This is a genomic window from Acinetobacter sp. TUM15071 (assembly GCF_008980925.1).
GTDB classification, from domain to species: Bacteria; Pseudomonadota; Gammaproteobacteria; order Pseudomonadales; family Moraxellaceae; genus Acinetobacter; species Acinetobacter dispersus.
Genome location: NZ_BKGB01000001.1, coordinates 216653 through 231100, shown reverse-complemented (window position 1 = coordinate 231100; position 14448 = coordinate 216653). Strand labels below are relative to the sequence as shown.

Sequence of the window (14448 nt, the reverse complement as noted above, 5' to 3'; positions counted from 1 at the left end):
CGATGACTTCTCAATTTCAGTTGTACATCAATGGTCAGTTTGAGGATGGTGCTGCTCAATTCGACAGTATTAATCCTGCAACAGGACAAGTTTGGGCAAAAATGCCGGAAGCACGCCGTGATGAAGTGAACCGTGCTGTGGCAGCCGCCACCCATGCTTTACAGGATAGTGCCTGGGTGGGGTTAACGGCTTCTCAACGAGGTAAACTGCTTTATAAACTGGCAGAGCTGATTGAACAAGCGGCACCACAACTGGCTCAATATGAAACCAGCGATACAGGAAAAATCATTCGCGAAACTTCAAGTCAGATTGCCTATGTAGCTGAATATTATCGTTATTACGCAGGGATAGCCGACAAGCTTGAAGGCAGTTATTTACCGATTGATAAGCAGGATATGCAGGCATGGACGATCCGCGAACCTGTCGGTGTGATTGCAGCGATTGTACCGTGGAATAGTCAGTTATTTCTCTCGGCAGTCAAACTGGGGCCCGCTTTGGCCGCTGGATGTACTGTTGTACTGAAAGCATCAGAAGAGGGTCCAGCACCGTTACTGGCTTTTGCACGCTTAGTACATGAAGCAGGTTTTCCTGCGGGTGTGGTCAACGTCATTACAGGTTTTGGTCCTGAATGTGGAGCTGTGTTAAGCAGTCATCCAGATATTGCACATGTGGCATTTACGGGAGGCCCTGAAACAGCACGGCATATTGTGCGTAATTCGGCTGAGAATCTGGCGAAAGTATCACTTGAGTTAGGTGGCAAATCCCCGTTTATTGTATTCGCTGATGCGGATATGCAAAGTGCGGTCAATGCTCAAGTTGCGGCAATTTTTGCGGCAACAGGACAGAGTTGTGTTGCTGGTTCACGATTATTAGTTGAAGACAGTATAAAAGATGAGTTTTTACAGCGTCTAGTTGAGCGAGTGCAGACCATTAAAATTGGTTTACCTGAAGACATGGCAACCCAATACGGGCCGTTATGCACATTACGTCAACGTGAAAAAATTGAGCAGGTCGTGGCTAGTTCAATTCAGCAAGGCGCGAAATTATTAACAGGCGGAAAATCATTGCCAAGAGCAGGGTATTACTATCCCCCAACAATTCTGGATTGTAGTGATGTCCCGCAGGCAGATTGCGTCATGACTGAGTTATTTGGGCCAGTTTTGTCAGTGGTGAGTTTTAGTAGCGAAGCAGAAGCGATTCAAAAAGCCAACAATACCCCTTACGGACTTGCTGCGGGCATATTTACCAACAATTTAAGCCGCGCGCATCGTATGACCAAAGCCATTCGTTCAGGCATTCTCTGGTTGAATACTTATCGCGCCGTTTCTCCACTGGCACCTTTTGGCGGTCATGGTTTATCAGGTCATGGCCGTGAAGGCGGCTCTGATGCCGTATTGGATTACACCACTACAAAAACGGTCTGGTTGCGTACCTCGGAGCAACCGATTGATGATCCTTTTGTAATGCGTTAATGCTGCAAAAGGTCGAGTTCAGGATTTCTATTTCAAGGATGAAAACATGAAAATGCAGAACGCAGAAATTATATAAATCTCAGGCTGGGTGAGAAAAGCTAGTTTTTGTTGAGCATGTATTATGCATCGACTGTACCTGTTTTATCTTTTTTTCCTAGCTTTCATACATATCGCTCAACCAAGGGCTGCAAACAATAGAAATAAATGTCAGGCCGTCTGGATATGGCACTGATAAGGCGGGTTGAGAAACCTACATTTACTCTCACGAATTGATATTGAGGAAATGAGTTCCTCAAAGAGAGATTAAGGATATGAGCCAAAATGAGAAAAATGCTTTCGCGATAGAAAGCCATTCAATTGATTATGTCGATCCATCTGAACGTAACGGAAAAGTTCGGGATCTATTTACTTTGTGGTTTTGTACCAATATTGCGCCTTTGGCTGTGATTACAGGTGCAATGTCCATGTTGACCTTTGACTTAAGCTTGATCAGTGCTTTGGTCGCCATTTGTTGTGGTCATTTCTTTGGTGCTGCAATTCTTGCCCTGACTTCTGCACAGGGACCACAAGTGGGCATTCCTCAAATGATTCAGAGTCGTGCGCAGTTCGGGCGTTATGGTGCATTACTGGTCATCTTATTTACCACGTTAATTTACCTCGGTTTTTTTATTTCCAACATTATTCTGTCTGGGAAAACACTGCATACGGTTATGCCAGCGATCCCTGTTGCAACCGCGACAGTAATTGGTGCGATTGCCGCAACGATAATTGGTATTGTTGGCTATCATCTGATTCATAAGTTCAACAAGATTGGTACTTGGTTTATGGGCGGCTCGTTGCTAATTGGTCTGATGATTATGCTGCCGCATATCAATGCAGATGTTTTGGCAAAGGGGTCATTCAATCTGAAAGGCTGGTTTGCCATGTTTGGTTTATGCGCCGTCTGGCAAATTAGTTTCTCACCCTATACTTCAGATTATTCAAGATATTTGCCTAAAAGTATTGGGATTTATAAACCTTTTATCTATACCTATTTAGGTGCAGCACTTGGAACGATCTTTGCGATGAGCTTTGGAACGGTTGCCGTCAGTATTGGTTCAACTACAGATGCTATGGAAGCAGTCAAGTCTGGAACAGGATTGTTTGGTTATGTGCTAATGATTTTATTCCTGTGTAATATTATCGGTCACAATGCCATGAACTTATATGGTGCTGTACTGTCTTGCATCACGTCGATTCAGACCTTTGCAGGTCAATGGATACCAAGTAAAAATGTTCGTATCAGTTTGTCCATTATGGTATTAATTCTGGCGACATTTACGGCACTTTGGGCTTCTAGCAACTTTATCAGCTTCTTTCTGAATGTCATTTTTGCCTTGTTATTTATCTTAGTGCCTTGGGTCTCGATTAACTTGCTGGATTTCTATGTGATTAATAAGAAATCTTATGATATTCACTCTATTTTTGCTCAGGATGGTGGTATTTACGGCAAATTTAATGCCAAAGCCTTAACTGCCTATTTTGTCGGTATTCTGATTCAGATTCCTTTTCTCACCAATGCCTTTTTCACAGGTCCATTCGCCAATATCGTTCCAGATGTAGATATCTCATGGGTGATTGGTTTAGTGGTGAGCTTCATGGTGTATTACCTATTTAATCTTGGAAAGATTAAATGTAATCGCCCTGCATTTAATGCAAATGCATAAGGAAAACAGGATCAGAAGGGAATCTTGAAGATGAAAAATATCTATTTACAGGGTGCTATAGCAACCATTTTAATGAGCATGATCACACCAAGTTATGCAGGCATCAGCTTTGGTGAAGCAACGGCTGATTCTGGCAAGTTGACTCTATCCGGTTATGTACGCGCCAATTATCAAGACAAAGATTTTGGTGAAGCGGCATCTGAACATAAAATACGTTTTGATGCAGCACAGTTAAAACTGGATTATGAACGTGGGCAGTTATTTGGACATGCTGAATATCGTTGCTATCAATACGATACCTTATGTGATTTCTCGACTTTGGTTGATGCCTACGTTGGTTATCATTTGAATCAGACTGATCAGGTGGTAGTGGGTATGCAACCCATTCCATTTGGACCTGCGCGGTTCTGGGGAAATAGCTTATACGGTAGTATCAATACCACAGCAGGTTTAGAGGATGTTCATAACCTCGGTTTAACCTATCACTTTGAATTACCAAGCGCGACTCAATTTGATGTGGGGTATTTTGCGACAGATGCGGGTCACTATAAAGGAAGTACGCGAGATGCTGGACGTTATAGTGCCAATTATGTGAGCTCAAATGATAGCAGCAAAAGTGATCTACAAGAGAAAAATATGTGGGTTGGTCGTATAACGCAAGATATTCCTTTAGGTGTAACAGGCTTAAGCACACAAATTGGTGGTTCTTACTGGACCGCTGAGATTGAAAATAAAACCATGTCCCAAACAGGGCGACGTAATGCTTGGGCATTATTTAGCAAATTCAATTATGGCAATCTGGGATTGACATTAACAGGTGGAAAAAATGATGTCACCAATAAAGACTCAATTGACGCTACAGCTTCATTAATGGGGTCATACGACAGCGAATATTATGTTGCCAACAAAGCAACCTATTATACGGCTGATCTTGGTTATGCCTTTAAAGATGTCAAACAGATTGGCAATATTACGCCTTATTTTATGCATAGCCGCTACAACAAAGATCAGGCCAGTGCACAGGATTCGACCCGTAATATTTTAGGTGTCGCAATTGACCATAAACAGCTTTCTTTGGTTGCTGAATATATCATGAGTAAAAATGATCCCTTTATTGGGGGAACTCCAGACTCACTGGCTCTAGGCGATGATGGAAAGTGGAACAAATTATTAAACCTGACGTTGTTCTATTATTTTTAGGATGAGTCATCACATTCGGGCGACCGAAAATTTTTTTCAAGATTTATTTGGTATGCCATAATACAATAAAGAATGGTTTTTCAGATTTTTAATGATCTGTTCAATCATTCCAACGCCTATACAGGATAACGCGTATGCAACTTCAAGAAATGCAATTATTCCGCCAACAGGCTTTTATTGCTGGACAATGGTGTGATGCTGATGATCAGCAAACATCAGATATTTATAATCCTGCGACACAAGAAATGATTGGTACTGTGCCGAATATGGGCAAAGCTGAAGCGAATCGGGCGATTCAGGCTGCTGTAAGCCATTGGGCAGTATGGAAAAATAAAACGGCCAAAGATCGTTCAAGCATTCTAAAAAAATGGTTTGATCTGATTGTTGCCCATGCGGATGAGCTGGCATTTATTTTAACCAGCGAGCAAGGTAAACCTTTAGCAGAAGCCAAAGGGGAGCTTCTCTATGCAGCCAGTTTTGTGGAATGGTTTGCGGAAGAAGCAAAGCGAGTTTATGGTGATACCATTCCAAGTCCGTATCCGGATGCACGAATTATTGTCAGTAAGCAGCCGATTGGTGTGATTGCAGCCATTACGCCATGGAACTTTCCAGCAGCTATGATTACCCGTAAAGTCGCACCAGCTTTGGCAGCAGGATGTCCTTGTATTGTCAAACCTGCACCAGAAACTCCTTTTACGGCTTTAGCTTTGGTTGATCTTGCTGTTCAAGCAGGCATTCCTGCAGAAATTTTTAGTGTCATCACTGGAGATGCCGTGAGCATAGGTGATGCAATTTTTGAGAGTGATGATGTACGCAAATTCACTTTCACGGGATCAACACCTGTAGGGAAATTGCTTTACCAGCGTTCAGCTCAGACTTTGAAGAAAGTCTCTCTCGAGTTAGGCGGTAATGCACCGTTTATAGTCTTTGATGATGCAGATTTAGATGCTGCGATTGAGGGTGCATTGATTGCCAAATATCGCAACGCTGGGCAAACCTGTGTTTGTGTCAATCGGTTTCTGGTTCAGGAAGGTATTTATGAACGCTTCATTACGGCATTAACTGACAAAGTGAATGCTTTTGCCATTGGTAATGGACTCGTAGCTGGAAATGAGATTGGTCCTTTAATTAATAGCAATGCAGTGAAAAAAGTTGAAGCTCATGTTGCCGATGCTTTGGCAAAAAACGGGCGCTTAATTACGGGCGGCAAGCGTCATCAGGTAGGGGAGCTGTTTTATGAACCGACCATTATTGCCGATGCAACCACTGAAATGGATGTTGCCACCCAGGAAACCTTTGGACCTTTAGCCGCTATTTTTAAATTCGAAACTGAACAGCATGCCATCGAGATGGCGAATGCGACTGAATTTGGTCTAGCAGCTTATTGTTATACCAAAGATTTGGGGCGGGCATGGCGTATGAGTGAACAACTGGAATATGGCATGGTGGGGATCAATAAAGGTTTAATTTCCAATGAAGTTGCTCCTTTTGGCGGGATTAAACATTCAGGTTTAGGCCGTGAAGGATCAAAATACGGTATCGAAGATTATCTTGAAATAAAATACACCTTATTTGGAGGATTGAATCCATGAGCAATGAAAAATTTGAAAAAGGTTTAGCAATCCGTAAACAGGTACTTGGTGAAAGCTATGTCAATAATTCAATCAATAATGCGGATGACTTTAACTTACCCTTACAAGAGTTAGTCACAGAATATTGTTGGGGAGCTATCTGGGGGCGTGAGGAATTAAGTAAACCAGAACGCAGCATGATCAATTTGGCTATGATTTCAGCGCTCAATCGTCCGCATGAACTTAAACTTCATGTCAAAGGCGCATTACGGAATGGTGTGCCAAATGAAAAAATCCGTGAAGTACTGTTACAGGTTGCAATTTACTGTGGTGTGCCAGCTGCGGTTGATAGTTTCCGTATTGCAAAAGAAGCGATTCAAGAATATGAACAGGAAAATAATTAGGTTTTCTGTTGATTGCGAAGATCTTAGATCCAGATGAATGAAGGCATTGCTCATGGTCAAACAAGGAGCGTTATAGGGTGAGCAATGCTTTCACTTAGATCATATAAAACTGGCGATCATTTGCAAGAGATAGGGCAAAATTGTCCCATATTGTGGGTTTTAAAGGGTTTAGTCGTGGTGTAGTGAAGGATAAGAAGAACAACGATTTGAAAACTAAATTCAGATGATCGGGCATCATGCGATTTTAAAAAAGTAAATCTTCACTGCTTAAAATAGATTGGTATACCTTGACGTAGCTACTCCTTATTTAAGATAAATGTCTATTGCAAAGCTTGTAAAACGATATCACTACAATTCTAAAGCGATGTTGGTGCAAAAATAATTCAAAATGTTGCAGTTTAGAACGAAAAATGATCTAAAAAAGGGACTACTATTTATTTTCTAAATAATGATTCACTTTACATGTAACTAGATTATTCGGTTTCTGACCTCGTTTGGTGTAAATTATTGTCCATGCCAAAGTTCTTTTCAAAAGAATTTCAGCAAATAAATTTTTTGTACATTTGAGAGAGAGTCTAAAGAGTAAAGTATGTCTGTGAACCCTAGTAAAATCAAAAAACCTTTATATATTCACTATGCTGGAAACGCTCTTTTAGAACTACCTCTGTTAAATAAAGGCTCTGCTTTTTCTGAAGAAGAAAGAGAGAATTTTAACTTGCATGGTCTAGTTCCGTACAATATCGAGAATATTGAAGAGCAGACTCAGCGCTCGTATCAGCAGTATCTTTCATTCGACAACGACTTGAATAAGCATATTTATTTGCGAAATATTCAAGACACCAATGAAACACTGTTCTATAACTTATTGGGTCAGCATTTGGATGAAATGCTGCCGATCATTTATACCCCAACAGTTGGTGAGGCTTGTCAGCGCTTTTCGGATATCTACCGCCGTCACCGTGGTATCTTTATTTCTTATCCAGAGCGTCAATACATCGATCAAATTATCCATAACGTTAACAAGAAAAACGTGAAAGTAATTGTGATCACTGACGGTGAACGTATCTTAGGCCTTGGCGATCAGGGCATTGGTGGCATGGGGATTCCAATTGGTAAATTGTCGCTCTATACCGCCTGTGGTGGTATTAGTCCTGCCTATACTTTACCGATCACTATTGATGTTGGTACCAATAACCAAGAATTGCTTGATGATCCAATTTATATGGGTTGGAAACAGCCGCGTATCCGTGGTGAGCAATATTATGAATTTGTTGAGCAAATTATTAAGGCAGTGCGTCAGCGTTGGCCAGATGTGCTGATTCAATTTGAAGATTTTGCGCAAACCAATGCCATGCCATTATTGACTCAGTACCGCGATAAAATTTGCTGTTTTAATGATGATATTCAAGGCACAGCAGCAGTGACTGTTGCTACATTGATTGCGGCATCACGTGCGCAAGGCAAACAGCTAAAAGATCAAACGGTTACTTTTGTTGGTGCGGGTTCTGCGGGTTGTGGTATTGCTGAACAGATCGTTAGACAGATGATGGATGAAGGTTTGAGTGACCATGAAGCGCGTTCACGCATCTTTATGGTGGATCGTTTCGGCTTGATGACCGATCAACAACCAAATTTACTCGATTTCCAGCAAAAACTTGCTACACCAGTCAATGCAATTAGCACTTGGGAATATACAGGTGAGAATGTTGCTTTATTAGATGTTGTGAAAAATGCGAAACCGAGCATCTTGATTGGGGTATCTGGACAGGCAGGTTTATTTAGTGAAGACGTGATTAAAACGCTCGCTAAGTATTATAAGCATCCGATTGTATTGCCGTTGTCGAACCCGACTTCACAAGTTGAAGCACAACCAAAAGATATTATTGAATGGACGCAAGGTGCTGCAATTGTAGCGACTGGTAGTCCTTTTGCACCAGTTTATTTCCAAGGCAAGGTGTATAGCATTGCGCAGTGCAATAATTCCTATATTTTCCCTGGGATTGGCTTAGGTGTGATTGCATGTGGTGCAACCCATATCAGTGACTCGATGTTAATGGCTGCAAGTACAGCTTTGGCAGACTGTTCACCACGTTTGAAAAATGCCGCAGCGGATTTATTGCCAAATATCAATGATATTCAACAAGTGTCTAAATTCATTGCTTTTAAAGTGGCAAAAGCAGCAATGGCCGACGGCTTGGCTGTTCCATTGAGTAATGATGTGTTGAAACAAGCGATTGAAGATAATTTCTGGACACCAGAGTATCGTAACTATCGCCGTGTTAGTTATTAAGCCATTTCATTTAAAAAGGGCCTCTAGCTAGAGGCCCTTTTTTTAGGTCTTATAGGTAGAGAGCAAAATACTGGTTTCACTATTGTAAATCCCTGAAATATTTCGGATTCGCTCTAGCGCTTTATCAAAATTTTCCAAACTATCAGATTGCAATTCGACCAGAATATCCCATTTGCCATTGGTGGTATGCAGTCGTTCAACTGCTGATTCTAAGCGTAATTCCCGAATTACAGCCTGTGCTCGCGTACCCTCCACCATAATATTCATCCATGCCCGAATGATATTCTTTTCAGCATTTGGGCGAAATCGCACGGTATAACCTGTGATCACTCCAGTGGATTCCATATATTCAATTCTTTTCTGTACTGTGGCACGAGAAACCCGCGTTTTTGCTGCCAAGTCGGTAATAGACATCCGTGCATTGTCTTTGAGTAAGCCTAATATAATATGATCGATATTGTTCATTTTGATTCTTTCTATTAGCAAATTGATAAAAATTAATTCATTTTAATCATTATAACGAATTTTGTGAATCAAATTGATTCTTAATAATAATAACAATACAACACCCCAAGCATTTTCACTTCGGCACTAAAGAAGCTCGATGCACATCAGGGAGGATGGGGGTAGGACGCCCTTAAACAAAGGGAATCTGTGAATAACAGGGACAATTGATTAATTAAGGAATAGATGATGTCTTTATCATATGCGGCTCAAAATGGCAGTGCTTGGCAAACTTTTCTCACTCAAGTAGATCGAGTGGCACCTTATTTGGATGCGGACCTCAGTAACTTTGTCAACACACTGAAAACCCCAAAGCGTACGCTTATCGTTGATGTTCCAATCGTGATGGACGATGGTTCAATTCGCCATTTTGAAGGTTACCGTGTACAGCACAATTTATCACGCGGTCCAGGTAAAGGCGGTATCCGCTATCACCAAGATGTTGAACTGAATGAAGTCATGGCTTTATCTGCATGGATGACCATTAAAACTGCAGTGCTGAACCTACCGTTCGGTGGTGCCAAAGGTGGTATCCGTGTGAATCCGAAAGAACTTTCACCGCGTGAATTAGAGCGTTTAACTCGTCGTTTCACCAGTGAAATCAGTCCAATCATTGGTCCTCAAATTGATATTCCTGCGCCAGATGTCGGCACCAATGCCAATATTATGGGCTGGATGATGGATACCTATTCAAGTATCAAAGGTCATACCGTAACAGGTGTGGTCACAGGTAAACCTGTACATCTAGGCGGTTCATTGGGTCGTGTTCGTGCAACAGGCCGCGGTGTATTCGTAACGGGTATGCAGGTTGCTGAGCGCATTAAATTACCGATTGAGGGCAGCAAAGTTGCTGTGCAGGGCTTTGGTAATGTGGGTAATGAAGCGGCTTATTTGTTTAGTCATGCAGGCGCAAAAATCGTTGCTGTACAAGACCATACCGGTACCATTTTCAATGCAGAAGGCTTGGATGTTAAAGCACTGCAAAAGCATGTCGTTGAAACAGGCGGCGTGATGGGCTTTGTTGATTCAACTGTGATCTCAGACGAAGAATTCTGGACGGTTGATATGGACATTCTCATTCCTGCGGCATTGGAAGGTCAGATTACGGTTGAACGTGCACAAAAATTGAAAGCGAAAATCGTACTTGAAGGCGCGAACGGCCCAACCTATCCAGAAGCAGATGATGTATTTGTCAGTCGCGACATTACCGTTGTCCCTGACGTGATCTGTAACGCGGGTGGTGTAACTGTTAGTTATTTTGAATGGGTTCAAGATATGGCGAGTTACTTCTGGACCGAGGATGAAATCAATGAACGTCTTGATAAATTGATGATCCAAGCGATTGCTGATGTTTGGAACACTGCAGCACAGAAGGAATGTAGCTTACGTACCGCAGCTTATATTTTGGCATGTGAACGTATTCTGAAAGCGCGTAAAGAACGCGGTATTTTCCCAGGTTAAGTCATTTATAAAATTATAGTGAAGGGCTTGTTGAGCATTTAACAAGCCTGAAGATTAAACAGGAAGTGAGTAAATAAAATGAGCGAAGTCGCAATTACACGTAGCAATTTTAATGATTGGATGGTTCCCGTTTTTGCCCCAGCAAATTTCATTTTAGTGCGTGGCGAAGGGTCACGTCTTTGGGATCAAAACGATAAAGAATATATTGATTTTGCTGGTGGTATCGCGGTAAATGCCTTGGGTCATGCACATCCTGTTGCAGTAAAAGCCTTAACTGAACAAGCGCAAAAACTTTGGCACATTGGGAATGGTTATACCAACGAGCCTGTATTACGCCTTGCGAAACAATTGGTGGATAGCACCTTTGCAGACAAAGTATTTTTCTGTAACTCGGGTGCAGAAGCCAACGAAGCAGCATTAAAACTGGCGCGTAAAGTCGGTTTGCTCAGTGGTAATGCAAACAAGAACCAGATTGTTGCATTTAAAAATGCCTTCCACGGTCGTACTTTATTTACCGTAACGGCGGGTGGTCAGCCAAAATATTCTCAAGACTTTGCACCATTACCGGGTGGCATCGAACACACTGCATTTAACGATCTTGAAGCAGCAAAAGCAGCGATCACTGAAAATACTTGTGCCGTGATTGTTGAGCCGATTCAAGGTGAAGGTGGTGTTCTGCCAGCAGATATCGAATTCTTAAAAGGCTTGCGTGCACTGTGTGATGAAAAAGGTGCCGTGCTGATTTTTGATGAAGTACAAACGGGTGTCGGTCGTACAGGTTCTTTGTATGCCTATATGAATACAGGCGTAACGCCTGACATTTTGACCACTGCAAAAGCATTGGGTGGTGGTTTCCCGATTGGTGCAATGATCACTACAGATCATTATGCCAACATGTATGCAGTCGGTGATCACGGGACCACTTATGGTGGTAACCCATTGGCTTGTGCGGTTGCTGGCGCGGTGTTTGAATTTATTAATACACCAGAAGTTCTGGACGGCGTAAAACAGCGTCATCAATATTTCATCGATGCCTTAAACAAAATCAATGCTGAGTATGGATTGTTCAAAGAAATCCGTGGTCAAGGTTTGTTAATCGGTTGTGTATTGAAAGATGAACATGCTGGCAAAGCGAAAAATATCGTGACCTTAGCGGGTGAAGAAGGGCTATTGGCCTTAGTAGCGGGTGCAGATGTAGTGCGCTTTACCCCTTCATTGATCATTCCTCAACACGATATTGATGAAGGTCTAAGCCGTTTTGTTCGTGCATTAGCACGCCTCTAAGTCTGCCGAGAGCATCTGCCCATGATGATTGTTCGACATGCAGCGCATCGGGACTTAGATGATATTTATCGTTTAGCGCAACGAGCGGGGGAGTCTGGCATTGGCCTGACTTCCTTACCACAAAATAAAGACATCTTGGCTGAACGTATTACACGTACCACTCGCACTTTAGACGGCTTATCCGAAAAGTGCGAGGCAAGTTATCTATTTGTATTGGAAGACACCAGCATTCACAAAATTGTGGGTGTGAGTGCAATTGAAGTTGCGGTTGGGTTGAATGAGCCGTTTTATAACTTCCGTGTAGCCAAACAGGTACATGCCTCTAAAGCTTTAAATGTTTATAAAACTTTAGATACCTTGTTTTTAAGTAATGACCATACTGGTTGTAGCGAACTCTGCACTTTGTTTCTTGATCCTGAATATCGCAAAAACCAAAACGGCAAATTTTTATCCAAAGTTCGTTTTCTGTTTATTGCAGCATTTCGCTCTTTTTTTGAAGAAAGATTGATTGCCGAAATGCGTGGTTTCTCGGATCACAATGGACAATCACCGTTTTGGGATTCCTTGGGCTATTTATTCTTCAATATGGATTTTGCTGCCGCAGATTATCTCAGTGGTGTGGGGCAAAAAGCCTTTATTGCAGAGTTGATGCCGAGATTTCCAGTCTACGTAGATCTGCTGAGCTCAGAGGCACGTGAGGTGATTGCAGAAGTACACCCACATACGCTGCCTGCGGCAAAAGTGTTGATGTCAGAAGGGCTTAAATATCAAGGTTATGTTGATATTTTCGATGCTGGGCCAACACTGGAAGCCAATACTGCTGAGTTACGGGCGGTGAAAGAGAGCCGCTTGCTCAAAGTCAAACTCACTGAGCAAGTCGAAAGTACTGAGACACATTTTTTGGTTGCCAATGACCAATACCAAGATTACGCCGTGTTGCTGATCAATAACAAAGTCGATGAAAGCGAGACTTTGTATATGACAGCAGCACAAGCACAGGCACTGAATATTGCTGAACACGATCAAGTCCGTGTTTTAGCATTAGAAAAAATGGAGAATAACTAATGTCACAAGGTGCATTATTAATTGATGGTGCTTGGGTTCAAGGACAAGGAACCGCATTCGAAAAAACCAATCCTGTCAGCAATAAGCAAATTTGGGCGGGGCATGAAGCAAGCCCAACCGATGTTGCACAGGCTTGCGATGCAGCGCGTCAGGCATTTCCAGCTTGGGCACGCTTGTCAATAGAAGACCGTATCGCGACAATTGAACGTTTTGCTGAATTATTAGAACAGAATAAAACCCAATTGGCTGAAGTGATTAGCAAAGAAACCAGTAAACCACTTTGGGAAACTTTGACCGAAGTACAATCGATGATTGGTAAAGTGGCAATTTCGATTCGTGCTTATCATCAACGGACAGGTTTTAGCGAAACTGAAATGCCAGATGGTGTAGCTTCTTTACGTCATCGTCCACATGGTGTTTTGGCTGTATTTGGCCCTTATAACTTCCCAGGTCATTTGCCAAACGGTCATATTGTGCCTGCATTGATTGCGGGTAATACCGTGGTGTTTAAACCAAGTGAACTCACGCCTTGGACGGCTGAAGAAACTGCAAAATTATGGCAGCAAGCCGGTCTACCAAACGGTGTGCTGAATATCGTACAAGGTGGACGCAGCACGGGTGAAGCACTCGCAGCAGCTGAACAAATTGACGGTTTGTTGTTCACAGGCAGTGCCAACACGGGTTACCACTTGCATAAACAAATGGCAGGTGCTCCTGAAAAAATCCTTGCTTTGGAAATGGGTGGTAATAATGCCCTGATCATTGATGAAGCCAGCGATATTGATGCTGTAGTGAATTTAGCGATTCAATCCGCTTTTGTTTCCGCAGGGCAACGTTGTACTTGTGCACGCCGTATTATTGTCAAGCAGGGTGCCAATGGTGATGCTTTCATTCAACGTTTTGTTGAAGTCGCGAAGAACTTAGTCGTGGGAAGCTGGAATGCTGAACCGCAACCCTTTATGGGTGGTGTCATCTCTGCACATGCTGCAGAACAGATGTTGGCAGCACAAAGCAAGCTCATTGCTTTAGGTGCAAAACCTTTGTTGGAAATGACGCGTCCACAAGCCGATAGTTCATTGCTGACCGCAGGTATTTTAGATGTTACTCAGGTGACCGATATCCCTGATGATGAATACTTTGGCCCACTCACCACGATTTATCGCTATAACAGTTTCGATGAAGCCTTGAACATTGCCAATAACACTCGCTTTGGTTTGGCAGTGGGTCTGGTTTCACCTGAGCGTGATTTATTTGATCGTGTACTGATTGAAGCGCGCGCAGGTATTGTGAACTGGAATAAACCATTAACAGGCGCTTCAAGTGCCGCACCATTTGGCGGTGTTGGGGCGTCGGGTAATCATCGTGCCAGTGCTTTCTATGCAGCAGACTATAGTGCATGGCCTATGGCTTCACTGGAAAGTGACAGCGTTACTTTACCTTCAAAATTATCACCGGGCATTGTGCTGTAAGTCGGCTCGTATCGAGACACAG

11 protein-coding genes are annotated in these 14448 nt (G+C 42.5%); 10 read left to right on the top strand and 1 reads right to left on the bottom strand.

Going from position 1 to position 14448, the window contains the following annotated elements; all coding sequences use genetic code 11:
• Positions 1 to 2 precede the first annotated feature (2 nt).
• The 6 genes from tgnC to GBI66_RS01035 all read left to right on the top strand — a co-directional run bounded on the left by tgnC (position 3) and on the right by GBI66_RS01035 (position 8643).
• The gene (gene tgnC / locus GBI66_RS01060; RefSeq protein WP_151714841.1) at positions 3 to 1472 is read left to right on the top strand and encodes a (Z)-2-((N-methylformamido)methylene)-5-hydroxybutyrolactone dehydrogenase; all 1470 of its coding nucleotides are present in this window, start codon (positions 3 to 5) and stop codon (positions 1470 to 1472) included.
• Positions 1473 to 1783: 311 nt separating this feature from the next.
• Positions 1784 to 3178, top strand: a complete 1395-nt coding sequence (locus GBI66_RS01055) for a cytosine permease (RefSeq protein ID WP_151714840.1) — start codon at positions 1784 to 1786, stop codon at positions 3176 to 3178.
• 30 nt (positions 3179 to 3208) lie between these two features.
• The gene (locus tag GBI66_RS01050; protein WP_151714839.1) at positions 3209 to 4378 is read left to right on the top strand and encodes a hypothetical protein; all 1170 of its coding nucleotides are present in this window, start codon (positions 3209 to 3211) and stop codon (positions 4376 to 4378) included.
• Between the two features lie 134 nt (positions 4379 to 4512).
• Positions 4513 to 5970 carry an NAD-dependent succinate-semialdehyde dehydrogenase gene (locus GBI66_RS01045; RefSeq protein ID WP_151714838.1) on the top strand — a complete coding sequence of 486 codons (1458 nt, stop codon included), beginning with the start codon at positions 4513 to 4515 and terminating at the stop codon, positions 5968 to 5970.
• Entirely contained in the window at positions 5967 to 6353 is a 387-nt protein-coding gene (locus tag GBI66_RS01040) for a carboxymuconolactone decarboxylase family protein (protein ID WP_151714837.1), read from the top strand. The genes GBI66_RS01045 and GBI66_RS01040 overlap by 4 nt, the downstream gene beginning before the upstream one ends.
• A 589-nt stretch (positions 6354 to 6942) precedes the next feature.
• The gene (locus tag GBI66_RS01035; RefSeq protein WP_151714836.1) at positions 6943 to 8643 is read left to right on the top strand and encodes an NAD-dependent malic enzyme; all 1701 of its coding nucleotides are present in this window, start codon (positions 6943 to 6945) and stop codon (positions 8641 to 8643) included.
• A gap of 42 nt (positions 8644 to 8685) precedes the next feature.
• Here GBI66_RS01035 and GBI66_RS01030 read toward each other — a convergent pair whose 3' ends face one another.
• Positions 8686 to 9108, bottom strand: a complete 423-nt coding sequence (locus GBI66_RS01030) for an Lrp/AsnC family transcriptional regulator (protein WP_005292597.1) — start codon at positions 9106 to 9108, stop codon at positions 8686 to 8688.
• Positions 9109 to 9333: 225 nt separating this feature from the next.
• Here GBI66_RS01030 and GBI66_RS01025 point away from each other — a divergent pair, with 225 nt between their 5' ends.
• The 4 genes from GBI66_RS01025 (at position 9334) to astD (ending at position 14426) form a co-directional block, all read left to right on the top strand.
• Positions 9334 to 10608: a Glu/Leu/Phe/Val dehydrogenase gene (locus GBI66_RS01025; RefSeq protein WP_171494239.1), complete on the top strand. Its 1275-nt coding sequence runs from the start codon at positions 9334 to 9336 to the stop codon at positions 10606 to 10608.
• Between the two features lie 78 nt (positions 10609 to 10686).
• Positions 10687 to 11892, top strand: coding sequence for an aspartate aminotransferase family protein (locus GBI66_RS01020; protein ID WP_005205143.1), 1206 nt, complete (start codon positions 10687 to 10689; stop codon positions 11890 to 11892).
• A 21-nt stretch (positions 11893 to 11913) separates the two neighbouring features.
• Positions 11914 to 12957 (top strand): arginine N-succinyltransferase, encoded by a 1044-nt coding sequence (gene astA / locus GBI66_RS01015; RefSeq protein ID WP_151714835.1) that lies wholly within the window; start codon positions 11914 to 11916, stop codon positions 12955 to 12957.
• Complete coding sequence (gene astD, locus GBI66_RS01010; RefSeq protein ID WP_151714834.1) at positions 12957 to 14426, top strand: succinylglutamate-semialdehyde dehydrogenase; 1470 nt, start codon at positions 12957 to 12959, stop codon at positions 14424 to 14426. The genes astA and astD overlap by 1 nt, the downstream gene beginning before the upstream one ends.
• Positions 14427 to 14448 lie beyond the last annotated feature (22 nt).

Excerpts from the sequence above, each read along its gene's own strand:
- astD (WP_151714834.1), top strand. The coding sequence starts at position 12,957 with ATGTCACAAGGTGCATTATTAATTGATGGTGCTTGGGTTCAAGGACAA.
- GBI66_RS01045 (WP_151714838.1), top strand. The coding sequence starts at position 4,513 with ATGCAACTTCAAGAAATGCAATTATTCCGCCAACAGGCTTTTATTGCT.
- GBI66_RS01035 (WP_151714836.1), top strand. The coding sequence starts at position 6,943 with ATGTCTGTGAACCCTAGTAAAATCAAAAAACCTTTATATATTCACTAT.
- GBI66_RS01050 (WP_151714839.1), top strand. The coding sequence starts at position 3,209 with ATGAAAAATATCTATTTACAGGGTGCTATAGCAACCATTTTAATGAGC.
- astA (WP_151714835.1), top strand. The coding sequence starts at position 11,914 with ATGATGATTGTTCGACATGCAGCGCATCGGGACTTAGATGATATTTAT.
- GBI66_RS01040 (WP_151714837.1), top strand. The coding sequence starts at position 5,967 with ATGAGCAATGAAAAATTTGAAAAAGGTTTAGCAATCCGTAAACAGGTA.
- GBI66_RS01025 (WP_171494239.1), top strand. The coding sequence starts at position 9,334 with ATGATGTCTTTATCATATGCGGCTCAAAATGGCAGTGCTTGGCAAACT.
- GBI66_RS01020 (WP_005205143.1), top strand. The coding sequence starts at position 10,687 with ATGAGCGAAGTCGCAATTACACGTAGCAATTTTAATGATTGGATGGTT.
- tgnC (WP_151714841.1), top strand. The coding sequence starts at position 3 with ATGACTTCTCAATTTCAGTTGTACATCAATGGTCAGTTTGAGGATGGT.
- GBI66_RS01030 (WP_005292597.1), bottom strand. The coding sequence starts at position 9,108 with ATGAACAATATCGATCATATTATATTAGGCTTACTCAAAGACAATGCA.
- GBI66_RS01055 (WP_151714840.1), top strand. The coding sequence starts at position 1,784 with ATGAGCCAAAATGAGAAAAATGCTTTCGCGATAGAAAGCCATTCAATT.